19 protein-coding genes are annotated in these 22,528 nt (G+C 63.7%); 12 read left to right on the top strand and 7 right to left on the bottom strand.

The features are described 5' to 3' along the window. Positions 1–48 precede the first annotated feature (48 nt). The 3 genes from ACJ70B_RS17270 to ACJ70B_RS17260 form a co-directional block, all read right to left on the bottom strand. Entirely contained in the window at positions 49–3,207 is a 3,159-nt protein-coding gene (locus ACJ70B_RS17270; protein WP_408958227.1) for a PAS domain S-box protein, read from the bottom strand. Positions 3,208–3,320: 113 nt separating this feature from the next. Beyond that, positions 3,321–4,373 (bottom strand): DNA-methyltransferase, encoded by a 1,053-nt coding sequence (locus ACJ70B_RS17265; protein ID WP_408958226.1) that lies wholly within the window; start codon positions 4,371–4,373, stop codon positions 3,321–3,323. A gap of 142 nt (positions 4,374–4,515) precedes the next feature. Next, a complete protein-coding gene (locus tag ACJ70B_RS17260; RefSeq protein WP_408960129.1) occupies positions 4,516–5,085 on the bottom strand; it encodes a hypothetical protein in 570 nt (189 codons plus the stop codon). A gap of 477 nt (positions 5,086–5,562) precedes the next feature. On the opposite strand from ACJ70B_RS17260, the gene ACJ70B_RS17255 reads away from it, so the two are divergent. Further along, positions 5,563–6,207 carry a hypothetical protein gene (locus ACJ70B_RS17255; protein ID WP_408958225.1) on the top strand — a complete coding sequence of 215 codons (645 nt, stop codon included), beginning with the start codon at positions 5,563–5,565 and terminating at the stop codon, positions 6,205–6,207. Between the two features lie 42 nt (positions 6,208–6,249). On the opposite strand, the gene ACJ70B_RS17250 is transcribed toward ACJ70B_RS17255, so the two are convergent. Both ACJ70B_RS17250 and ACJ70B_RS17245 read right to left on the bottom strand, forming a co-directional pair. After that, positions 6,250–6,843: an NADPH-dependent FMN reductase gene (locus ACJ70B_RS17250; RefSeq protein WP_408958224.1), complete on the bottom strand. Its 594-nt coding sequence runs from the start codon at positions 6,841–6,843 to the stop codon at positions 6,250–6,252. Between the two features lie 178 nt (positions 6,844–7,021). Next, the gene (locus tag ACJ70B_RS17245) at positions 7,022–7,417 is read right to left on the bottom strand and encodes a hypothetical protein (protein ID WP_408958223.1); all 396 of its coding nucleotides are present in this window, start codon (positions 7,415–7,417) and stop codon (positions 7,022–7,024) included. Positions 7,418–7,643: 226 nt separating this feature from the next. Between ACJ70B_RS17245 and ACJ70B_RS17240 the strand changes: the two genes are divergently transcribed. The 3 genes from ACJ70B_RS17240 to ACJ70B_RS17230 all read left to right on the top strand — a co-directional run bounded on the left by ACJ70B_RS17240 (position 7,644) and on the right by ACJ70B_RS17230 (position 9,229). Beyond that, complete coding sequence (locus tag ACJ70B_RS17240) at positions 7,644–7,862, top strand: hypothetical protein (RefSeq protein WP_408958222.1); 219 nt, start codon at positions 7,644–7,646, stop codon at positions 7,860–7,862. A 130-nt stretch (positions 7,863–7,992) separates the two neighbouring features. Next, entirely contained in the window at positions 7,993–8,241 is a 249-nt protein-coding gene (locus ACJ70B_RS17235) for a hypothetical protein (RefSeq protein WP_408958221.1), read from the top strand. Positions 8,242–8,533: 292 nt separating this feature from the next. After that, a complete protein-coding gene (locus ACJ70B_RS17230; RefSeq protein ID WP_408958220.1) occupies positions 8,534–9,229 on the top strand; it encodes a TMEM165/GDT1 family protein in 696 nt (231 codons plus the stop codon). Positions 9,230–9,298: 69 nt separating this feature from the next. Here the strand turns inward: ACJ70B_RS17230 and ACJ70B_RS17225 are convergent, their stop codons facing one another. Next, positions 9,299–10,009, bottom strand: coding sequence for a twin-arginine translocation signal domain-containing protein (locus tag ACJ70B_RS17225; protein WP_408958219.1), 711 nt, complete (start codon positions 10,007–10,009; stop codon positions 9,299–9,301). 281 nt (positions 10,010–10,290) lie between these two features. Further along, positions 10,291–12,357 carry a PAS domain S-box protein gene (locus ACJ70B_RS17220; protein ID WP_408958218.1) on the bottom strand — a complete coding sequence of 689 codons (2,067 nt, stop codon included), beginning with the start codon at positions 12,355–12,357 and terminating at the stop codon, positions 10,291–10,293. Positions 12,358–12,700: 343 nt separating this feature from the next. Here ACJ70B_RS17220 and ACJ70B_RS17215 point away from each other — a divergent pair, with 343 nt between their 5' ends. The 8 genes from ACJ70B_RS17215 to gcvPB all read left to right on the top strand — a co-directional run bounded on the left by ACJ70B_RS17215 (position 12,701) and on the right by gcvPB (position 22,520). Then, a complete protein-coding gene (locus ACJ70B_RS17215; RefSeq protein WP_408958217.1) occupies positions 12,701–13,153 on the top strand; it encodes an ester cyclase in 453 nt (150 codons plus the stop codon). A gap of 296 nt (positions 13,154–13,449) precedes the next feature. Beyond that, entirely contained in the window at positions 13,450–14,301 is an 852-nt protein-coding gene (locus ACJ70B_RS17210; RefSeq protein WP_408958216.1) for a TatD family hydrolase, read from the top strand. 201 nt (positions 14,302–14,502) lie between these two features. Next, positions 14,503–15,081 carry a DUF2150 family protein gene (locus ACJ70B_RS17205; protein ID WP_408958215.1) on the top strand — a complete coding sequence of 193 codons (579 nt, stop codon included), beginning with the start codon at positions 14,503–14,505 and terminating at the stop codon, positions 15,079–15,081. Positions 15,082–15,159: 78 nt separating this feature from the next. Further along, positions 15,160–16,662: a hypothetical protein gene (locus ACJ70B_RS17200; RefSeq protein WP_408958214.1), complete on the top strand. Its 1,503-nt coding sequence runs from the start codon at positions 15,160–15,162 to the stop codon at positions 16,660–16,662. A gap of 108 nt (positions 16,663–16,770) precedes the next feature. Continuing rightward, complete coding sequence (gene hmgB, locus ACJ70B_RS17195) at positions 16,771–18,108, top strand: hydroxymethylglutaryl-CoA synthase (RefSeq protein ID WP_408958213.1); 1,338 nt, start codon at positions 16,771–16,773, stop codon at positions 18,106–18,108. A gap of 168 nt (positions 18,109–18,276) precedes the next feature. Then, positions 18,277–19,479 (top strand): AI-2E family transporter, encoded by a 1,203-nt coding sequence (locus ACJ70B_RS17190; RefSeq protein WP_408958212.1) that lies wholly within the window; start codon positions 18,277–18,279, stop codon positions 19,477–19,479. A gap of 150 nt (positions 19,480–19,629) precedes the next feature. Continuing rightward, a complete protein-coding gene (gene gcvPA, locus ACJ70B_RS17185; RefSeq protein WP_408958211.1) occupies positions 19,630–20,967 on the top strand; it encodes an aminomethyl-transferring glycine dehydrogenase subunit GcvPA in 1,338 nt (445 codons plus the stop codon). Further along, positions 20,964–22,520 (top strand): aminomethyl-transferring glycine dehydrogenase subunit GcvPB, encoded by a 1,557-nt coding sequence (gcvPB, locus tag ACJ70B_RS17180; protein ID WP_408958210.1) that lies wholly within the window; start codon positions 20,964–20,966, stop codon positions 22,518–22,520. The genes gcvPA and gcvPB overlap by 4 nt, the downstream gene beginning before the upstream one ends. Positions 22,521–22,528: the final 8 nt, after the last annotated feature.

Here is a 22,528-nt window from a genome sequence, read left to right as displayed (position 1 = left end):
AAGAGCCTGATCGTTAACTGTGTAACAGCCGATTCAGACGATGGTTAATCAGTTAACGTCACCGGCGGCCGACCCCTCGAACAGCGCCGCAAACAGCTTCCGCTCGGCGGACCGAACGTGTTTGTGAAAGGCGGGCGAGGAAATCGCCAGCGAGTCGGCGATCTCCTCGCCGGTCGCCCGTCGCGGCCACTCGAAGAAGCCGCCGTGATACGCCGTCTGCACGACCTCGCGTTGGCGGTCAGTGAACGTCTCGAGTAACGCGTTGCGCGCGGGGCCGCCGAGCGTCGAGCGGTCCGACGTGGCCTGCTCGCGACGAGCGACCATCGAGACCGACGGCCCGCTCCGGTTGATGCCGGCGAGGACTTCCCGGATCTCGATCGCGTCTGGCACGTCGATAATCGCACGACCGCCCGATTCGTGGGCGGCGAACTCTCGTAACCGCGCGCCGTGCGTACCGACGAGCGACCCCAAGAAGGGGCCGCTCAGTCGAAGCTGAAGTAACGTTTCGCCCTCGTAGTTGGCGATCGTCGATAGGTCGCTGATTCCCTCGACCGTCGAGTGATCACCGATCTCGGCCGCATCGTCGACCGGTCCTTCGACGGCGGCGAAGACGAGCTGAGAGCCGTCGGCCTGCGCCGTCGCACCCTCGTAGGTCACGGGTTCGCCGAGGGAGGCGGCGAGCCGACACAGCGTCGCGTCGGCCGCGACCTCGAGTTCCACTTCGGTTCGGGTGTCGCCCAGCAACGCGTTCTTGCGCTTGACGGCGTCGATCGCGTAGGCGATCGTTTCGCCGAGTTCCGCCAGAATTTCGCGGAACGTCTCGTCGAACGCGTTGCGCTCCTCGCCATAGATCGAGAGGACACCGTAGAGGAAGCCGTCGTAGATGAGCGGCACCGCGTACACCGACTGGAAGTTCTGCGAGAGCGCCGTCCCGCGCCACTCGCCGTCGCGGACCGACTCCGCGACGTTCTCGACAGAGACCGGCGCTCGCGTGCGGGCTGCCCGACCGGTGGGCTCGGCGGCCGATTCGTCGACCGTCGTCACCGTCACCGCGTCGAGATAGCCGCGGTCGGATCCGGCGTGAGACCGCGGCTGCAGTCGGTTACCGCTCGGATCGGGCTCGCCGATCCAGGCCATCGAACACGCCTCGAGGTCGGCGAGGCGCTCGGGGACCCCGCGCTCGATCTCGGCCCGGGAATCGGCCATCAGGAGGAGCTGCTCGATCTCCTGTCGCATCTCGTTTGCGTCGTTGAGGCGCTCGAGATGGCGGTTCTGCCGTTTCAGTTCGCGCTCGCGGTCGTGGAGCCGGCGGGTCCGACCGATCCGATCCAGTGCAGCTTCGGCCGCCGTCGCGAACAGCCGTGCGAGTTCGACGGTGTCGGTGTCGTACCGCCCGGCGTCGGTCGAGAGCGCGACGAGAACGCCGTGTTCGCCAAGCGGAACATAGAGACCGCTTTGGGCGGCTGTCTCACCGTTATAGACGGCATCTTCGGTCTGGACGTCGTCGAAGACGGCCGCCTCGCCGGTGACGAACGTCTCCCAGGCGATGCTGTCGTTCGGCCCCAACAGCGGCGGCGAGCCGAACGTCGATTTGAGGGCCGGTGAGTGCGCCGCCGGCTCGAGTTCGTTGTTCTGATCGTCGAACCGGTAGACAACGCTGTCGAGGTCGAGGACATCGGTCGCGACGTCGACGATGTATTCGCAGGCCGCTTGCTCGGACTCGACGGTCAGCAGGTGCCCGGTCGCCTCGTGTAACGCGTTGAGCGCGTTCTGGTACTGGACGCGTTCGGTAACGTCGCTGGCGACTCCGATCACGCGATCGACGTCGCCGCCGTCGACGATCGGGCGGTACCAGATCTCGAAGACACGGTCGTCAATGCGGCTCTGGGCATGGACCCGCTCCCCGTCGAGCGCCGTCTTCGCGTTTGTACGGACGTCGGGATAGTCGTCGAACAGATCGAAAAACGACGCGCCGACGACGTCCGCCGAGTCGACGGCGACGTTCTCGAGCCCGCGTCCCTCTAGCAACATGACAGTGCCGTCCTCGTCGAGGACGAACAGGACGACGGGCACGTTCTCGACCAGCGTCTGCAACCGCTCCGTCCGCTCGGCCAGATCCCGCTTGCGCTCGACGCGCTCGGTCACGTCTCGCCAGTAGACGGAGAGCCCCGAGGGCGACGGATAGAGCCGCGCCTCGACCCACGCGTCGTATGATTCGAGGTATGCCTCGATCGTGCGCGATTCCTGGCTGTCCATCGCCTCGAGGGCTTCGCGCTGGAACACCGTGCCGTCCATCTCCGGGAAGACGTCGAGTATCTCTCGACCGAGCAGGTCTGATCGCTCGAGATCGAGTCGCTCGAGGGCGCGGTCGTTGACGTACGTAAAGCGCCAGTCGCGATCGAGGGCGTAAAACGCGTCGGTCACTCGCTTGAAAGACTCGGTCAGCTCTCGTTCGATGCGGTGGTACTCGGTGATGTCTCGAACGGACGCGATGACGCCGTCGACGAGGCCGTCATCGAGGCGGTTCGTGAGGGCGGCCTTGTGAACGTACCAGGAGCCGTCCCCGTGCCGGCACGTGTATTCGACGGTCCGCGTCGTACCGAGGTCGCTCGATGTAACGGCCTCGAACTCGTCGGTTACCGTCTGCTGGTCGTCGGGATGGACGTACTCGAGAATGTCCGAGCCGCGCAGCTCGTCCCGGTCGAATCCGCCGACGCGTTCAATGTCCGGGCTGACATACGTTATTTCGCCGGTATCGTCGATGACGACCAACAGATCTGACGACTGTTCGATCACCGTTCGATACCACGCCGCCTCGCGGTCGGTCGGCGGCCGCACCGACGCGAGCTGGACCGTCCGCCGGAGCCGGTGGGCTAACAGCGGGGGTTCCCGAATGGACGTCTTGGCGACCACTTCGTCGGCACCGTCGTTTTGGAGCCGGTCGATCGATTCGTCAGCTGCCGGATCGACGGCGTAGATGACCGGACAGATTCCGTCGACGGCCGTGAGCACGTCCCGATCGTCCGTCAGGACGCAATCGGCCGCGTCGAGTCGGTCCGCCGTCAGTTCGGCCGCAGTCGAGACGGCTTCGAGTACGGTCACCGACTCGTCTGCGAGCCCCGCCGTCACCGTTCGGATCCACTCCGACGAGCCGACGGCGAGTGTAGATACTGGAATCGCTTCGGATTCCTCGAGACCGCGAACCATACCCCCTGCTGCGGTCGGCACGAGTAAAAAGTTCGCGTCGGTTTCAGTTTCAGTGGGTGAAACTGATTACCGATCGTGAGCGTGTCGGCCGGCGTCGCGGCGATCGAGCCCCGTTACTCGCGCGCCAGCGGCGCGTGCCCGACCTGGTAGCCGTCGTCAGTTCGGTCGATCGACCGCACTTCGCGGAGTCGGATCCCGCGTTCCATCTTCGTCACGACCGGCATCTCGTAATGGTCGGCCTCGTACTCCAGGGACTCGCCCTCCGCTTGGCGCTGCTCGACGAACGACCGGTGGCGTTCGAGGCGCGCGCGGCCGACCGATCGCGACAGCGCGGGCACCTCGTCGACTCGCTCGTCGAACAGCTCGAGGAAGGCGTCCTCGAGTTCGACGCCGACCGAGTGCCGGCCGGCGCACATGGCCGCGAGCGTGGTCGTGCCGGTCCCCCAGAAGGGGTCGAGGACGGTATCGCCGTAGGCGGAGTACATACAGATCAACCGATAGGGGATTTCGAGCGGGTAGGCTGCCGACCGCTCCCGGAGCTCGTCGTCGACGATATCGATCGACTGTAGCTCTCCCGTCACGTCGGTCCAGACGTCCGAGAACCAACGGTTGCGCTCCTCCCAGAAGTAGGCCGCCTCGTACCGCCGGTCGGCGCGTGGCTCGAACGTGCGGCTCGTTTCGCCCTTCCGAAAGATCAGGACGTACTCGTGTTCTAGCGTGACGTAGGCGTTCGGCGGGATCATCCCGCTGCCCATGAACTTGGCCGCGCTGTTGGCCGGTTTGCGCCAGAGGACGTCCGGCAACGGCTCGAATCCCCGTTCCTCGAACGCCTCGAGAACGCGAGCGTGGTTCTGGTAGACCCGAAAACTGCCGTCGATCGAGCGAGTCGCGTCGCCCACGTTGATGCAGGCGATCCCGCCGTCGACCAGCACCCGCTCGAGTTCGTCCCAGACGGCCTCGAGCTGGGCGTGCATCCCCTCGAACGCGCCGCGACCGTCACCGGACGCCAGCGCGTCGCCGATGGCGGGATCGAGCTCCGCGAAGAGGTCGTCCCACATCTCGATCATCGGATACGGTGGGGACGTGACGACGAGTTCGACGGAGCTGTCAGCAACGCACGAGAGGTCGCGAGCGTCGCCGACGAACGCGCGGTGGGTCGTCTCCATTGAATAGATACTGTCAGCGTAGCGCCCTTAGCTCCTTCGTCAGCGTCGCGACGCACACCCATTACTGCGAACCACACGGATCACTGGGACGAACCCTGCAAAATGGAGCGGATCGCGTCAGCGGCTCGATCGAAACCGGTCGCTACTCCTCGGACTCGTCTCCGAGTTCCTCAGGTTCCTCGGGTTCGCCCTCCATCTCCCCGACGTCCTCGACGTCTTCCTCGTCCGTCTCGTCGACGTGTTCGTCGGGTTCAGTGCTCGTCGCCGGTTCGAACTCCTCGATCGGCTCCCACTCCTCCTCGTCGCCACTCGAGAGGCGACGCCGGAGGAAGACGGCCCCCGCGAGGACGCCCAGCGCGAGCAGCGCTTTCGGCAGCCGCGAGCCGGAGTCCGTTTCGACGTCGACTTCGACCGTCTCGGTCTCGGTGGCCTCCTCGGCCGTCTCCCGAACGTTCTCGATGATCTCAGGCTCCTCGATGTCCTCGATCGATGTCTCCTCGAGTTCGGACTGTCGTCCTACGAGGTACCCGACGGCCGCACCGAGACCGAACAGCGCCCCGGCGAGCGGGAACCGGCCGCCCGATCGCGATTCGCCCGACTCCTCGACGGCCTCGAGGATCGAATCGCGCATCGGGGAGTCCATGCCGCGTTCGACCGCTTCTTTCACGATGAGCTCGGACAGCGTCTTGTCCTGTTGTTCCATCTCGGGCATAATCCGCCACGACCACACCGCCATACATAGTTCTATTCACCGTTTCGGCCACGGCCCCCGCTCGACGGGCGTTATCGGAGTACTAATCTATCGGCTGTCCGTCAAAACGAGTCGTTTACTCGGCGGCCGCCGGAACCGAAGCCGATTGCGCGACGCGACGCTCGATCTGATGGGGAGCACGTCACGCACTGCTGAACGGGTCGACGAGGCTGAACCCGACCTACTTCGTCGTTTCAATCGGCTGCTACTCGAGGCGTGACCGTTCGCCGTGATCGCCGCGTTCATACAGATAGACGAACACGGATACCGGGGCGATCGGCCCGACCGTCACTCGCCGTCGGCGGTGATCGGCACAGAGCAGCGGCGATACGAACGGGCCGTTTCCGTCTTATAAGGATTCAGCGGCGGAACGAGCGCTTCTCGTCGGCACGGAATGCGTTCCATAACGAAAAGGGTGCCGCCGAAACGGGATCGGTTATGAGCGTGCTCCGCCAGCCAGGAGTGCTCGGTCGAACGGCCCACCGTCGCGTCGTGGGCGTCACGGCCGCACTGTCGGCCGCGGTCGTCGAAACGGTCGCGGTCGGCCTCTGGTTCGGCCTGGTCGTCGGCTCGCCGACATCGTCGACCGCACTCGCCGGACTCGGCCTGCTCTTCTGTGGCTCGCTGCTCAGAACGGGCATCGTCGGTGCGACGGTCAGCACTCTCGGCGATCTCCTGCAGCCGCGTCGACTCGGCGTCGCGCTCGTGCTCACCGCCGGCTGGGTCGTCTGGTTGCTCGTGGCCGAACTGCTCGGCGGCGTCCTCGGCGTCGGCGTTGCGACCGCCGTTCTGACGTGCGTCCTCACCGGTCAGTTCATCCTTGAGCGACGCGTCTTTAGACGGCCGGCCAACCATCGGATCACGTTCACGCCGATCGCTCCGGGACTGTTACTGGCCGCGGGCGCATCGACGCTGCTCGTCGCGACCCGGTTCATCGATTGGGGGCTCTCTTCACCGCCGCTCCCGCTCGGCGTGACGACGATTGTCCTCCGAATCGAGGCCCTACAGATCGCCGTTCTCGTCTTCGGCCTCTCCGTCTTCCTCGCGCACCAGCGCCGGTTTCAGCGGATCCTCGACCCCTAATTTCGACCCCTGATCCGCGACCGAGTCGCGATCAGCCGCCGGTTATCGTCCCTGTGCCCCGACGTTCTGATCGCTCTCGAAGGAGTCCGGATCCGGTTCGATGGCGGCGTACTGCACCGCCCGCCGACCCAGTGTCGCGACTCGTTTCTCGAGTTTCGGATCCACGAACTCGCCGTCCTCGAGGGCGGCGCTGGCGTTTGGAATCGCGGCCTCGTGAGGGAGCACCCACGCGTTCAGCGCTCGACAGACCGACCGCATGTGCTCGAGGGCCGTCACGGGGAACGCCCCGCCCGAGACCGCGAGCAGACCGACGGTCTTGTCCTCGAACTCGTCGAACCCGCAGTAGTCTAACGCGGTCTTCAGCGGTGAGGCGTACGAGCCGTGGTACATCGGCGAGCCGAGGAGGATCGTATCGGCCGCGCGAACGCGGGCCGCCAACTCGTCGGCGTCGCCCGCGTCCTCGCGGTCGCGGTCCGCGTCGAAGATCGGCAGTTCGTACTCCCGGAGGTCGAGCAGTTCCGTGGTCGCCCCGGCCCGTTCGGCGGCCGAGAGCGCGCGCTCGAGTGCGACCCGGGTATGGCTACCGTCGCGGAGGCTCCCACAGAGTGCAGCAACGCGGACATCGTCGTCGCTCATGGCCGTTTGAACGGCCGGAAGCGGGAAAAGCCATCCGAAGAGCACGGCAGCCGAGACGAGACATCGGTCGAACGGTTTGAAAAACGAGCGGCGTTCGAATCGAGATCGGCGGCGCTCCGTCGGTTGCAGCGCCACCGACGAGCCCGGAAAACGGGATCGCAAAAAACGGCGAGAAGCGTTACGCGCTCAAGGGCGTTGCATTACCGGACGTGCGGACGCTACCGTAAGCGCTGGCAAGCGATAGGATCGCGATGATAGCGCCACCGAGGCTGTTGATCCCGACCACCAGCGCACGGTCAATACCGAGGACGTATGGTGCCGCCGCGATCCAGACCCCGAGCAACAGGAGGATCACCGCGAGGACGATACTCGGAGACGTCTCGCTGGTCCGATATGCGTGGAACGCGGCGACAAACGCAGTCACGGCACCGACGATCACGTTCTGAATTCCCATGAAATCCGTGATCGTGAAGATCGGCGTCGAGATCATGATAAACGAACCGATCACGGCAGTGAGTCCGGCCGCACGTTCGACCAGCACTGCTGCACCGTCGGCGGATCGTGTCCCGCTCATACTCCGACAATAGTGAGCGCCAGATATTTGAGAGTGTCGACAGTGTATATATTTTTATATGTTCGCGAACCCTCGAGTCGACCGAATGCGGCCGGAGAGGGGTCAACAGCGGGCTACTGCGCAAGAAGAGAACGGCAAGCGGCTGATCGCGGACGACACGTCCGGGGACTCGAATCAAGCCAATTCAGGCTGGCCGCTTATCGTATTCAGAAACCTCCGCTCGACTATGGGAGAGTTCACTGACCGCCTCATGATACTGCTGATCGCCGTTGCAGGCCTCGGAAGCCTGATCATCGCGTGGTTCGGCGGCTTCATCGTCTCCGGAACGGCCGGTTGGATAGAAAACGTCGGTCTTGCCGTCCTCGTCTTGCTCTTCGTGGGCGTTCTCGTCGGCATCTGGCACGAGTTTAATACCACCGACACGGAACAGAATCAGATCGACTGAGTACACGCCCAGATACCGACGGCAACTTGGGCGCGAGCGGCTGATCTATCGACGGTACGGCTCGCCGATCGTCAGTCCCTTGCAAGTCACCCTCCTCACGTTTATCCCCGAACCACCGGTGTGTCCCGGTATGCCCGCTGGAGGGCGGTCGATCAGAACGAAACAATGCCTGCGTATCCAGCGACGGCTCGCTGCTCTCGAGAGCGAACTCGAGACGACGAGAGAGCGCGTCCGACGGCTCGAGAACACGCTGCGCGAAGCGGTCAGAACCGCGGACGACGTGTCGATCGGCGGTCCCTGTTCATGCGGGGAGAGCCTGTTGTTGGTTCGCGATCGGACGCTGTACTGTCCGGAATGCAGGTATCGGCGGACGGTGTGAGCGATCCAGTATGGGTGACTGGACAGCCTCGACCGCTGAGAAGTGCGGTATCCGTCTCGAAAGCGCTCGCACCTGACGGTGCACACGCCGTTCGAGAGCGAGATCGAGAGTCCCGTTCCGAATACGGTGCCGTGTTTGACACAGCGGACGAACGAATAGCGCATGTCGGGTCACGGTCAGCAATCGTCAACCGCACACCGTTTCGCCCCGCAAATATTATAAGTTAGACGCATCTAAAACATGGCATGAGTAGTGTCGTCGACCGACGCGCGCTCGCCGGGATTGACGAAATATGACCGGCTGGCTCGAACTCCTGATTATCGCGTTTGTCCTCCAACTCTCGGTGTTGCCCGGCGAGAAGGTGCAGTTCATCATCGCGGGGCTGGCGACCCGCTACAATCCCTGGATCGTAGTCGCTGCCGCGGGAAGCGCCTTCGCCGGGTGGACGGCCCTCGAGATCCTCTTTGGCGCGGCGATCAAGGGCGTGCTCGCGCCGGTCTACCTCGACGCGATTACGGCCGCGTTGTTTCTGATCTTCGCGGTGCTGCTCGTCCGGTCGGCTCCCGAGCGAAACGAACGGGCCGTCGCGACTAACGGCGGCGTGCCGGCGACCGAGTCGATCGACGTCTCGATCCGCGGGTACGAGATTCCAACGTATCTCCGCGGGTTCGTGCCGATCTTTTTTCTGATGACGGCCGGAGAGTTCGGCGATAAGACCCAACTCGTTACTATCGGGCTCGCCGTCCAGTACGGGGCGCGCCCCGCCATCTGGGCCGGCGAGATGCTCGCGATCATTCCCGTGAGCATCGCGAACGCCCTCTTCTTTCACTACTTCTCCCACCGGTTCGACGCCAGACGAGCCCACTTCGCTGGCGCGGGTCTCTTCCTGTTTTTCGGACTCGATACGATCCTGCAACTCCTGACCGGCTTCTCGGTCTGGGAGACGATCATCGAGGGCATCTCGTCCGTGCTTCTGGCGCTGCTCTGACCTCACATCGGAACACGATCGGGCGCTTACGGGTGAAAAAACAAGACCGATCGAGTTCGGCCTGCGAACTCAGATCTCGGTTACGTCGACGTGCACGTCACCGTCTAGGTGCAGGTACGCGGGACCGCCTTCCTCGTATGCCGCTTCGTACGTGTCCGTATACTGGTGACCGCTCACCTCACCCGTCCCGAACTTGTACTCGCGCGTAGTACCGTCGCTGTACGTCACCTCTCCGGTGACGACACCTTCCGTATCGAACTCGCACGTGAGCTGTGGATCGCCGGTCATCGAATACGTCGGATAACACGTCTCGACGTCGCCGCTCTCGAGGTTCGACCCGGAGAGGCTGTTCCAGTACCCGACGGTGTAGCTACCGTTCCCGCTGATATCGAGTTGGACGGTCGGCGGGACGGCGGACACTTGATTCCCACAGTCGCTCGTCGCCTTGATCACCGCCTCGCCGTCGACCTGGACCGACTGGAACGTCGAGCCGTCGTAGCTAAACGAGTCGCGTTTATCCGCGTTGACGTTCCCCGAGACCGTGCTGCCGCTCGCGCTGTCGCCGGACGATTCGGCGTTGTAACCGAGCGAGGGGTCGTCCCACGACTCGAGTTCGATCGAGTAGCTGGTTCCATCCTGTTTCCCCTCCACGGTAATGTAATGACACTGGCTCGCCGAGGCCGTACCAGCGCCCGCAACGAGTCCGGTGCCGACCGCACCGGCGGCCGTCGCTTTCTTGAGGAAGCTGCGCCGATCGAACGCGTATCCGTTTGATCTCATTGCGACCAAATTTTGTCCTTACAGATTGGAATAAAAATCTTTCTAGGAGACAGGGACAGTCGTACAGAGAAGACGGTAACGGGCCCTGTTCCGAACAGAGCGCCCGAGACGGACTTGCGACGCTCCGGAGGCCATCGATCGCTTCGCGAGCGTCGTTTCGCCTGCTTCGCTTACGCCGACTCGGCAGCCTCTTCCCTCCCCGCGGCGGGACGCGGATACCGGGCACCCTCGATACGTCCGGACATAGCTTCGAACCTCGATTCGGGTCGGAGGCCGACTCGCTATCCGTGTGCAACGTCGGTGATCTCGAATCTCGTGCCACCATCGCTACTTGCCGTCACGCTGATGTCCCACCCGTGGGCATCGACTACCTGTTTGACGATTGAAAGTCCGAGCCCCGTCCCTCCCTTGGCAGTCGAGTAGCCGGATTTGAACATGTTTTCACGGTCGGATTCGGAAATACCGGACCCGTCGTCTTCGATGTAGAAACCATCGTCGAGTCCGCCAACGGCGACCGTCACATCCGTACCGCCGTGTTCGACTGCGTTTCGCATGAGGTTTTCTAACAGTTGCTGGAGGCGGCTTCGATCAGCGTGGATCGTTTGGTCGAGGTCGTCAGCGAGGGTCGCCTCACCGGTCGCGACGTGGTTCCAACTGTTCTGGACGACGTCTCCGAGGTCGACTACTTCCACGTTCCGTTTCCCCTCGCCTTCGGACGCCAGCGCCAGCAAATTATTGATCAAGACGCTCATCCGATCGTGTGCCCAGGAGATTTCGTCGAGATGGTCACTCTCACACTCTTCGCGGGCGAGTTCCAATCGACCTTGGGCAACGGTTAACGGGTTCCGCAAATCGTGACTGACGATCGAAGCGAACTGCTCCAGCCGTTCCTCGCGTTCCTTGCGATTCGATATATCTCGTCCGATGCTCAAGATTGCTGTCTCGCCCTGATAGGACACCAAACTAGAGCTGATTTCGACAGGGATCCGTTCACCCTCCTTCGTCTCGTGGACCGTCTCGAAAACTTGTATCTCGTCTTCCGGCATCTCTTGGACGAGTTCCGTGATTTTGTCGTCGTCGAGATCCCCGTCAATCGCGTGCGGAGTCATCGAGAGCAGTTCCTCTCGCGAATAGCCCATTGTCTCTACGGCAGCGTCGTTGACTGCGAGAAACGTACTATCGGTATCGATTACCCAGGCCGTATCGTTCATCCCGTTGATCAACTCCTCGTACTCCTCGCGTGCCCGCTTCAGTTCGCGTTCGCGCCGTTTCCGGTCGGTGATGTCCCGGGCAAATCCGACGATACGGGAAACGGTATCGGCGTCATCGAAGACCGGTCTAGTCTCGGCGCGAATCCACCGTCGTTCTCCATCGGGGCGAAGTATGCGGTATTCGATCTCGTCCGCGTTACCGTTCGAAACTCGGTCCATCGATCGGCGCACTTGCTCCCGGTCTCGGTGATGAATCCGTTCCAAGAAGGACTGGGGGTTCTCTCGAAGCGCAGTGATTGACCCTCCCCAGACCTCTTCGTACGCGGAATTGACGAACAGGAGTTCGGTCCAGTCGGCGTCGAACATGAAGAAGACATCGTCCGTGTGTTCTGAGAGTTGAGACAGTTTCTGTTCGGCGGTTCGAACGGCTCGCCTCGCGTGATGCTGTTCTACTGCGTCATCGATCCGGCTCGCGAGCGCCGTATACTGGTCGGCGCTCGACTCCTTTTGAAGGTAGTCTGTGATGCCGGCCGAAATGGCATCGCTAGCGATCTTTTCGCTTCCCTTGCCCGTAAACAGGATAAATGGGAGGTCAGGGCGGTCACTACGGACGGCTTCGAGAAACTCGATTCCGTTCCGGCCGGGCAGATCGTAGTCCGAGACGATACAATCGACGGCGGACTCGGTGAGTCGGTCGATCGCTCCACCGGCATCGGTCGTCGTTTCGACGGCAAATCTATCGTCTTCGCGTTCGAGGGAAGTCGCAGCTAGATCGGCAAAATCAGGATCATCGACGAGGAGGATTCGGACGGTATCTTCCATTACCACTATACTCGCCTCGGATTCCAAAACCGTTCTGGCAGCCATTCTCTCGAGATACAATCGTTCTAACCGGCCGTAATAGCCACGACCAAATATCGCGTCGCTCTGCGATGGAAACCTCCCACTGCCACATATGACAAGAGGGTCCCTTGAGCCGCACTCGGTCGTCGTCCATCTCTGTGCGCGTTCGTCGGTGATACCGCCGGCGAAAGCCCCGTCATTCGACGGACTGCGAACCTCGAGAGGGTCGTCGGTCCGAGACGCCCCTCTATGACGAACGGGCGTACCGACACCCCCGACGCTCGAGCCACTCAAACCGAACGAAACGAAGGGCAAGATTCGGTTAGCCGCTGGCGACTTTACGTTCCTCGGCGGGTACCCCTCTCTTCGAAGAGCCCAGGAAAGCATCCGCTGACCGGGAGGTGGGTATCGGCCCGTCGGGTGGAACTGGCTGGCTCCGGCGGACTTACCGATCTGATCGTCGAGCGGATGCTGAGAAGATCGCCACCACCCATCTCTTCAGCGCCCCTTGCCGGTCTACTTCGGTCGGCTTACAGGTATCCCAAACGGAAAGTGAGCGGAGTTGGGTGGCATACTATTAGTTATAAGCAATTGCTAGCCGTACTCCGGAACGCCCGTCACCGGGTACGTGAATAGTATGAGCACACAAGAAGACACTGAGACGATCGCTCGGCGGATATTCGAGGAGATCTGGCAAAACCACGACTACGACGTCATCGACGAACTCATCGCCGAAGAGTACGTTCTCCATGATCCCTCGATGCCGGAAGCGGCTGAGCAACCCACTGGCCGCGATGGCTACCGCCAGATGGCCGAAATGGGGGCCGAAATCATCGACGGATCGCTCGAGATCGAACAGATCGTTCCGGCAGGCGATCACGTAGTAGTCCGCTGGAAACAAACGGGCACGCACGTCGGAGAGATGGAGGGGATCGAACCCACGAACGAGGAGGTGACCGTCACGGGTATCGAAATAGACCGCTTCGAGGACGGACAACTCGTCGAGACGTGGCAGGAAGTCGGCATGCTCCCGATGCTTACGAAGATCGGAGTCATCTCGGAGGATCTGTTCTCTCCAGAGGCGTCCTGAGATCGCGGAAATCTCACCGTCTCGAACCTCGTCACGGCGGCTGTATCCTGTTCAGACGACGGAACGGACCGGCCCGTGTGAAACGCCGAGACGGAAGAGCGCTCGAGAGTTCAGTTCGAGACGGTCCGAAGCGGCCCAGAGACCGGGGTGGCAAAATTCGGCTCTCGGGCTGTCCGCTGTCGAGTGGGACTCGCTCGGCCAATCGACCGGTCTGCTCGTAACGGATAGTCTCCGACGCTGGTTCTCCTTCGCGCCGAAATCAGTGACTTTTCGAGCGCGGCCCACTCAGTACCGGTATGATCGACGATCGGCCGGTACTGGACGATCATCTCCACCTCGATCCGGACCACCACCGCGGCATCGACGCCGTCAGGGACTTCGCCCGCGTCGGCGGCACCCACTTGCTCGTGGTGAACAAACCCTCCTGGCACCTCGGCGTCAAGGCCGAGACCGGCGACGACTTCCATACAGTTTTCGAACGCACGATCGAAATCGTCGAGGAGGCCTCGAGCGAACTCGAGGGGCAGGCCTGGCCCGTCCTCGGCGTCCACCCGGGGCTGATCTCGCGACTGGTCGACGACCGGGATTTTTCGCCCGAGGAGGCCCGCGACCTCATGCAGGCCGGAATCGACGTGGCGGCCGAGTACGTCAGCGCGGGCGAGGCGCTGGCGCTGAAATCCGGCCGCCCTCACTACGAGGTCGACGACGACGTCTGGGCGGCCTCGAACGCGGTCATGCGCCGGGCGTTCGAGCACGGGGCCGACCTCGAGTGTGCCGTCCAGTTGCACGCCGAGGCTAGTGAGGACATGACCGCGGTCGCCGACTGGGCCGAGGACGCCGGCATGCCGGCCCACCGCGTCGTTAAACACTACGCGAGCGGCCGCCTTGAGGGGCCGACCCCGAGCGTGATGAGCGACAAGGACCGCCTCGAGACGGCGGCCGAACGCGGCGAGCCGTTCCTGATGGAGACCGACTACATCGACGACCCCGACCGACCGGGGGCGGTGCTTGGCCCAAAGACGGTTCCGCGACGCGTTCGCTGGCTGCTCGAGAACGGTCACGAGGAAGCAGTCGAACTGGCGCATATCGAGACGCCGGCGGACGTCTACGGGATCGACACCGAGGCGACGCTCGAGTCGGAGCAGTAACGGCAGGCAACCCGACCGGCGAGGGCGCGAATTGCGCGCGCCTCGCCGATCGGTACTCGAGGCGGCTCCGAGAACCCGTGTGCGACGCACCCCTCAATCGGCGTCTGAGCGCCTGATTCGCTACTGTATGGGGAATAGAACGGTCATCGAAACCGGCTCATGTAGAGAAAGGCATTTCAAGCGGCCGGTGTAGGTGTCTGTATGAGCAATCCCCCGACCGAGTTCTACTCGGAGGAACGCTGGCAGAACTGGATCGATCGCATCAAAGACGAAGACATCGATCCGGAGGACGAGTCGTCGGCGCGGCTACTGCTTAATCTACAGGACGACACGGCGATCGCGATCGCGAAGATCGTCGCCGCCTACGACGACGGGGAACTCGATCAAGAAGCGGCGCTCGAGAAGATCAATGACGTCCGCGAGATCGTACTCGGCGAGGTCGACATCGAGGACGAGGAGAAGCTGATCCTCGTCGACGGCGTCCAGACCAGTCTGGTCTGCGTCTTCTTTGCCGCCGAGGAGTACATCGCCAACGGAGCGGCCGCGGACGGCAGCATCGCCGACTATCTCGGTGCTGCCGCCGATGCCGAGGCCGAAGAAGACTTAGATGCCGCGCTGGGATATGCGGCCCAGGCCGGGACGCTCATCATCGACGAGGAAGAACTCGACATGACCGTCGCCGAGGACTTAGAGTACGGACTGGTCACCGAGTGGATCAACGGCCTCGACAGCCTCCAGAGCGCGATGAGCGATCCAGAAGTCGTCGAAGAGGACGAGTAACGACCGTTGTGGCTCTATTCCGGAAGTCCGCACCTCGAGAGCCATCAAACGTTTAAGCGACGGCGACTATCCTCGCGTATGTCACGGTGGCGAGACGACCGAGCGGTGACCGTCCAGATCGGGGCGGTGCTCCTGCTTGCGATCGTCTTCGCCGCACTCGCGCTGTATCAGGTCAACGCCGTTCCGGCGGAAAACCAAGCGATCGAGAGCGAACATAACCGGCAGGTCCACAACGAGCTACAGGAGGTACGAAACGCGATTCGAAACGTAGGCATCAACGGTGGCTCCGCATCGGTGTCCGTCACGCTCGGCACCCAGTACCCCACTCGGACGTTCCTGACGAACCCGCCCGACCCGACGGGGTCGCTCGAGACGACGGGCACGGCGAACGTGACCCTCGAGAACGCGACCTTCTCGGGCGACCGCGCCGCGTACGACGGCGACCCGTCGAGCCTCGTTCGGGAAAATTACACGACGACCTCGCTCGTCTATCGGCCCGACTACAACGAGTATCGGAGCGCACCGACGACCCGAATCGAACACGGCTTCGCGTACAACGAGTTTGCGAACGCGACCGTCTCGCTGACCGATCAGGGGCTCATCAACGACGGAACGATCAGGCTGATCCTGTTAAACGGCAGCCTCTCGACATCCGGACAGGAGGCCGTCTCGCTCGATCCCACTATCCTGAGCGGTCCGAGCGATCCCGTTCCGATCACCGGCACCGAAGGCAGCGGGAACATCACGCTCGCGATACCGACGCAAGCACCCAGCGCGTGGAACGAGACGATCGGAACCGCGTTCGATACCGGCGAGGAAAACACTCGAGTCGTCGGGTACGCGGACGGAACGCTTCGGATCGAATTCGCGGACCAGGGCGAGCCCTACGACCTGCAGCTGGCGCGGGTCGGTATCGGCGATTCCAGTGAGTCGAGCGACGAGTTCGATATCACGACCAGCGAGACCGGGGGCGGTGCGTACGACGTCTACTGGGCCTCGAGTCACGATACCGTCCGTCAATGTGCCGATAGTGATCCCTGTGACTACGCGGTCTACTCGGGGGAAACAGCCACATTCAACACCAATTCGTCTGCCGAGTCGGCCGATCTCGACTTCGCGTACCGGCCAAACGACTCCGCAGAGGTGACGGTTTCCACCTTCGACGAGCGAAATCAGTCAGTGGACTTTCAGGCCGACGGGTCGGGGCTCGTCGATCTCTTCGTCTCGAGCGGCGGCAACAGCGATACGATCACTGTGCGGGTTGAACACGACGAACTCCCGCCGTCGATCGATCGGTTCGATGTGACGAGTCAGAATCAGGGCACGCACGCGAGGTTCACCGTGGACTGGAAGGCGACGGCCGGTGACGCCGGCATTACTCGGGGGCGCCTCGAATTGATCGATTCGTCCGGCACCGTCGTCGATTCGTGGCAATCGACGTATAGTGGCGCATCCTCCGTCACTGAAACGGGAATCTCCCTCGAGGACAAACACGGTGCTGGCAACGACTACGACATCAGACTCACCGTCTCTGACAGTAACGGGAACGATCGCTCCGAGACGGTCACTCGAACCGGGTAACCGGTCGAGAATCGGCGGTATCGGGGAATACCACCGTGAGTCCGCTACTAGACGATCGTCGAAACATCGAACGACAATACCTTGTACTATCACCCGTATTGGGCAGGTATGACTGCAGTCGGCATCGACGCCGTCGAGATCTGGACCGGACATCTCAAACTCGATCTTCCGGGAACGTTCGCCCCGGAGAAGGGCGAAGACCCGGAAAAGTACACGAAGGGACTCGGTCTCAACGCCAGTTCGTTCCCCGACAGCTACGAGGACATCGTCACGATGGGGGCAAACGCCGCCCACCGACTGATGGAGCGCAAAGGTCTCGAGCCTGACGATATCGGCCGGATCGACGTCGCGACCGAGAGCGCGTTCGACAACTCGAAACCGGTTTCGACGTACGTCGCTGGTTGTCTCGAGCAGGTCTACGACGGCGACTTCCACCATGCCAACAAGGGCGAGCGGAAGTTCGCCTGCATCGCCGGGACGCAGAGTCTTGACGATGCGTACAACTGGATCCGCGCGGGCCGCAACCGCGGCCGCTCGGCGCTGGTCATCGCGACCGACACCGCGCTCTACGCGCGCGGTGACGACGGCGAGGCGACCCAGGGTGCCGGTGCCGTCGCGATGCTCATCAGCGAGGATCCGAGCCTGGTCGAACTCTCCGCCGAGCAGGGCTACGGTTCGGCCGACGAGACGGACTTCCTCAAACCCAACCAGCAGTTCCCCTCCGTCGACGGCAAGCGCTCCGTGCAGGTCTATCTCGCGCGAATGCGCGAAGCGCTCGAGGACTTCGAGAGCGTCGCGGGCGAGGTCCACGAGGACGACTTCGTCTACGCGCCGTTTCACACGCCGTTCCCCGGGATGGTCCGGAAGGCCGCCTTGCTAGCCTACCGCCACGTCATCCGTGACACGCAGATCGAAGACGACCTCGCCGACGAAATCGGCCGCCAGCCCCGTTCCGAGGCGTTCGACGATGACGAGGCCTACCGGGAGGCCCTCCGAGAGTACATGGACGCGCTCAAGGACACCGATCGCTACGCCGAGTGGTACGACGCGACGATCGACCCGACGCTGACGGTCTCTCGCGAGGTCGGCAACTGGTACACCGGCTCCGTCCACGTGGCCCGCGCGAGCGCGCTCAAACACGCCCTCGAGAACGATCGTGATCTGACCGGCGAGAACCTGCTCATCGGCTCCTATGGCAGCGGCGCGCAGGCGGAGATCCACGCCGAGACGGTTCAAGAGGGCTGGGAGGACGAGATCGAGGCTCTGAACGTCGACGAACAGCTCGCCGAGCGATACGAGATGGCGTGGGCGGACTACGAGGAGATCCACGACGCCCACAATCACGAGATGGATGTCGACGTCGAGGAATTTACGACGCCGAGCGAGGAGTTCGTTTTCGACGGCTGGGGCCGAATGGGCGAGCGGAAGTATCGATACGTCGAGTAGCGGTTTTTTGGTGGAGATTTTTGCGAGCGAGCGCGTCGGCGCGAGCGAGGAAAAAGGTCCGCTGGTATGGTCGAGCGGACGTATCGATACGTCGAGTAGCGGTTTTTGGCGGTCTTATAGCGCGGTCATATCAGTGGACTAATTTATAGGGCGTTCTCAGTACGGGACATGGCAGACCGCTCTGGGCCACCGGATTGGCTCGTCGAGCAACCCGGATTGACCACGCTCGCGCTGTTGAGCGGCGTCCTCGCGCTTTTTGTCGTCCTGCCGTATCTCCAGTATGTCCTCTTCGGCGTCGTTCTCGCCTACATTCTCATGCCCGTCCAGCGACGCCTCGAGGCGTTCGTCAGACCGACGGTCGCTGCGATCGGCATCGTCATCGGAACGATACTCGTGGTCTTGCTCCCGCTCGTCTACGTCGCCATGATCGCGTTTCGGCAGTCGCTTCGCGTCGTCCGCGCCATCAGACAGGGCGAACTCGACGTCGAGACGATCGAACAGGTGCTGGCGACGAACGGCTATGCCGTCGATCTCGCCGATCTGTACGCGTCGAATCAGGACCGAATCGCGACAGGCCTACAGGGACTCTCGAGTGGTGCGATCGACATCGTGGGCGGCCTCCCGGGAATTTTCATCGGTCTGACCGTCACGTTGTTCGTCCTCTTTGCGCTGTTGCGGGACGGCGATCAGCTCGTCGCGTGGTTCCAGTGGGTGTTGCCGATCGAGGACGACGTCATCGAGGAGCTCCGCGTCGGCTTGGATCAGCTCATGTGGGCCTCGGTGATGGGGAACGTCGCCGTTGCGGCCGTGCAGGCGGTGTTGCTCGGCGTCGGGTTGGCGATCGCTGGCGTCCCCGCCGTGATCTTCCTCACCGTGGCGACGTTCGTCCTCACGCTGCTCCCGCTGGTCGGTGCGTTCGGCGTCTGGATTCCCGTGGCGGTCTATCTCGTTGCAATCAGTCGGCCCACCGCCGCCGCGGCGGTCACCGTCTACGGGCTGGTCGTTAGCTTCTCGGACTCGTATCTCCGCCCCGCCATGATCGGCCGGACGAGCGCGTTCAACTCCGCAATCGTCGTCGTCGGCATCTTCGGCGGGCTCGTCGTCTTCGGGGCCGTTGGGCTGTTCATCGGCCCGGTCGTCCTCGGCGGCGCGAAGCTCACCCTCGACTGCTTCGCTCGAGAGCGCAGCGGTGATCTGCCGGCCGAGACCGACTCCGAAGGGACTGTGACTGACTCCGTGCCGTCGGACGCGCCCGACGAATCGGAGCCGGCGGGCGAGACGGACGCCGACGCGGAGTCGACGACCGATGCGAACGGCGACACGGAGTCGGCGGCCGACGTCGACGATACCGGCGCGGGCTCTGACGAATAATCGGACGCGGCGGCGGGGCCGCCGACGGAGGTCCGAAACGGGTGCGTTCATAATCCCGTGCCCGTTAGAAGTGTGTATCGTGTCTCGGACCGAACGCCGCGGTCGGCGGTGGGGACCACACGGATCGATCGGCCGGGACCACGTCTAGTCATGCACGGATCACACACCTCGGGGAGTCCGTACGCTCCCCACACGGAGGAGGACCGCACGGCGATGCTCGAGGCGGTCGGTGCGGACAGCGTCGAAGCACTCTTCGACATTCCGGCCGACGTTCGGTTCGACGGCCGCTTCGATATCGACGCCCGAACAGAGCGGGAGACGCGCCGACTGGTCCGCTCGATACTCGGGCGCAACGACGACGTGACCGAACTGCTCGGCCGGGGCCACTACGGCTACTACGTGCCGTCGGTGGTCGACCACCTCGCCGACCGATCGGAGTTTCTCACGTCCTATACGCAGTACCAACCCGAAATTTCGCAAGGGTTCCTGCAGGCGCTGTTCGAGTACCAGTCGCTGTTGGCCGAACTGACCGGCCTCGAGGTCGCGAACTGCTCGATGTACGACGCCGCGACGGCGCTCGGCGAGGCCGCCACGCTGGCCGATCGTGTCCGCGACACGACGGGCCATCGCGTGCTCGTCCCCGAACTGCTGCGCGAGGAGCGCCGGAGCACGCTCGAGAACTACGTCGCCGGCACCGATCTCACCGTCGAGTCGTACCCGGTCGACGACGGCAACGTCGATCTGGCGGGGCTCGAGGAGTGCGTCGACGAGGACGTCGTCATGTGTTACGCAGAGAACCCAACCGTTCGCGGGACGATCGAAGAGAGCCTGACGGCGGTCGGCAACCTCGCCGACGACAACGACGCGCTGTTCGTGCTCGGCTCGGACCCGATTGCGCTGTCTCTGCTCGAGCGACCCGTCGACGTCGGTGCCGACGTCGTCGTCGGAGACGCAAGCGTCCTCGGGCTTCCGACGAGCTACGGGATGGGCCTCGGCCTCTTCGCGACGCGCGAGGACTACCTCCGGCAGGTTCCCGGCCGGTTAGTCGGGGCCAGCGAGGACGCGACCGACCGGCGCGCGTTCACCCTCACTCTCCAGACGCGCGAACAGCACATTCGACGAGAGCGCGCAACGAGCAATATCTGTACGAATCAGGCCTGGGTCGCGCTCCGGACCACGATACACGCCGCCGCCCTCGGCCCGAGCGGGATGGTCGACCTCGCGGAACGCGGCGTCACGCGCGCAGCGGACCTCGCCCAGCGGGTCGATGACCTCGTCGGCGTGAACGCGCCGGTCCACGACCGACACCACTTCCGCGAGTTCGTCGTTCATATCGACCAGCCCGCCCGCCCCGTCGCCGACGACCTCGAGAAACGCGGCTTCGCGGTCCACGTCGTCGGCGACCACGAGATCCAGGTCTGCGTCGCCGGCGTCCCCGACGACCGCCTCGATCGGTTCGTCGCCGCCCTCGAGGAGGTGGCCCGATGACCGACGATCGCGCCGCGGACGGCGATACGCCGTCATCGCGGTACGATCAGGCCCGGTACGTCGAAAACGGCGAGTACGAACCGCTGCTCTCGGAGAAGGACCTGACGCGGGTCGAGATCGGCGGCAGCGACGGGGGAGGCGGCAACGATGGAGACGACGGTGCCGACGGCGACGGCGGCGCAGACGACGGCAATGGTGAGCCGCCGCTGCCCGACGACCTGACGCGAGACTCACTCGAGTTGCCCGCCCTCTCCGAGCCGGAACTCGCACGCCACTACACGCGGCTCTCGCAGATGATCTACGGAATCGATAGCGGCCCCTATCCGCTGGGCTCCTGTACGATGAAGTACAACCCCAAGTTCACCGAGGACGTGGCGGCGCTGCCGTCGGCGGCCGTCCACCCCGACCGGTCCGAGGAGTCGGTACAGGGGACGCTCGAGCTCTTGTATCGGCTGCAGGACTACCTCGCGCGAATCGGCGGGATGGACGCGGTGACGCTCCAACCGCCCGCCGGCGCGGCCGGCGAATTCGTCGGCATCCGCGTCGCCGCGGCCTACCACGAGCACAACGGCGAGGGTCACCGCGACGAGGTCATCGTCCCCGAGAGCGCCCACGGGACGAACTTCGCCAGCGCCGCGCTCGGCGGCTATGACGTGGTCTCGCTGCCAAGCAACGACGAGGGCCGGGTCGACCTCGAGGCACTCGAGGCCGCCCTCTCCGAGAACACCGCGGCACTCATGCTAACCAACCCGAACACGCTGGGGCTGTTCGAGCGCGACATCACGGAGATCGCCGAGATGGTCCACGACGCGGGCGGGTTGCTCTACTACGACGGGGCGAACCTGAACGCGCTACTCGGCCGTGCACGGCCGGGCGACATGGGCTTCGACGTGATGCACTACAACGTCCACAAGACGTTCGCGACGCCCCACGGCGGCGGCGGACCGGGGGCCGGGCCGGTCGGCGTCGTCGAGGAGCTGGCACCCTTCTTGCCCGCGCCGCGCGTCCGCGAGCGCGACGAGCGGTCGAAGGCGGGCGAATCGCTCTACGAGCGCTTCGAGCCCGACCACACCATCGGCAAAGTCCACGGCTTCGACGGCAACTGGCTGGTGCTCGTCAAGGCCTTCGCCTACATCGCCCGACTGGGCGACGAGGGGCTCGCGGACGCCAGCGCCTCGGCGGTCTTGAACGCGAACTACCTCGCCGAGCAGATCGAGTACGACGTGCCCTACGGCCCGTTCCACCACGAGTTCGTCGCCAGCGCCGGCGATCGAGACGCCGCCGACGTGGCAAAGCGGATGCTCGACCACGGCGTTCACCCGCCGACGACCAAGTGGCCCGAGATCGTCCCCGAGGCCCTGATGACCGAGCCGACCGAAGTCGAGAGCAAGGCCACCTTAGACCGGCTCGCCGCCGCGTTCGACGCCGTCGCGAGCGAGGATGCAGAGACCATAGCGGCCGCCCCCGAGCGAACCACCGCGCGCCGGATCGACCAGACGAGCGCCGCGCGAACCCCGCGGCTGTCGTGGCAGGCGCTCGAGGACGATTCCTGATCACCCAG

This window comes from Natrinema sp. 74, assembly GCF_046097095.1.
Classification (GTDB): Archaea; Halobacteriota; Halobacteria; order Halobacteriales; family Natrialbaceae; genus Natrinema.
The sequence above is the reverse complement of the archived record's forward strand: the minus strand, read 5'-3'. Positions and strand labels throughout refer to the sequence as shown.

Bases quoted from the DNA above. Each gene is read 5' to 3' on its own strand.
- ACJ70B_RS17235 (WP_408958221.1), top strand. From the start codon at position 7,993: ATGCCCGCTGGAGGGCGGTCGATCAGAACGAAACAATGCCTGCGTATC.
- hmgB (WP_408958213.1), top strand. From the start codon at position 16,771: ATGACTGCAGTCGGCATCGACGCCGTCGAGATCTGGACCGGACATCTC.
- ACJ70B_RS17230 (WP_408958220.1), top strand. From the start codon at position 8,534: ATGACCGGCTGGCTCGAACTCCTGATTATCGCGTTTGTCCTCCAACTC.
- ACJ70B_RS17270 (WP_408958227.1), bottom strand. From the start codon at position 3,207: ATGGTTCGCGGTCTCGAGGAATCCGAAGCGATTCCAGTATCTACACTC.
- ACJ70B_RS17190 (WP_408958212.1), top strand. From the start codon at position 18,277: ATGGCAGACCGCTCTGGGCCACCGGATTGGCTCGTCGAGCAACCCGGA.
- ACJ70B_RS17215 (WP_408958217.1), top strand. From the start codon at position 12,701: ATGAGCACACAAGAAGACACTGAGACGATCGCTCGGCGGATATTCGAG.
- ACJ70B_RS17260 (WP_408960129.1), bottom strand. From the start codon at position 5,085: ATGCCCGAGATGGAACAACAGGACAAGACGCTGTCCGAGCTCATCGTG.
- ACJ70B_RS17265 (WP_408958226.1), bottom strand. From the start codon at position 4,373: ATGGAGACGACCCACCGCGCGTTCGTCGGCGACGCTCGCGACCTCTCG.
- gcvPA (WP_408958211.1), top strand. From the start codon at position 19,630: ATGCACGGATCACACACCTCGGGGAGTCCGTACGCTCCCCACACGGAG.
- ACJ70B_RS17210 (WP_408958216.1), top strand. From the start codon at position 13,450: ATGATCGACGATCGGCCGGTACTGGACGATCATCTCCACCTCGATCCG.
- ACJ70B_RS17225 (WP_408958219.1), bottom strand. From the start codon at position 10,009: ATGAGATCAAACGGATACGCGTTCGATCGGCGCAGCTTCCTCAAGAAA.
- ACJ70B_RS17250 (WP_408958224.1), bottom strand. From the start codon at position 6,843: ATGAGCGACGACGATGTCCGCGTTGCTGCACTCTGTGGGAGCCTCCGC.
- ACJ70B_RS17200 (WP_408958214.1), top strand. From the start codon at position 15,160: ATGTCACGGTGGCGAGACGACCGAGCGGTGACCGTCCAGATCGGGGCG.
- gcvPB (WP_408958210.1), top strand. From the start codon at position 20,964: ATGACCGACGATCGCGCCGCGGACGGCGATACGCCGTCATCGCGGTAC.
- ACJ70B_RS17240 (WP_408958222.1), top strand. From the start codon at position 7,644: ATGGGAGAGTTCACTGACCGCCTCATGATACTGCTGATCGCCGTTGCA.
- ACJ70B_RS17245 (WP_408958223.1), bottom strand. From the start codon at position 7,417: ATGAGCGGGACACGATCCGCCGACGGTGCAGCAGTGCTGGTCGAACGT.
- ACJ70B_RS17255 (WP_408958225.1), top strand. From the start codon at position 5,563: ATGAGCGTGCTCCGCCAGCCAGGAGTGCTCGGTCGAACGGCCCACCGT.
- ACJ70B_RS17205 (WP_408958215.1), top strand. From the start codon at position 14,503: ATGAGCAATCCCCCGACCGAGTTCTACTCGGAGGAACGCTGGCAGAAC.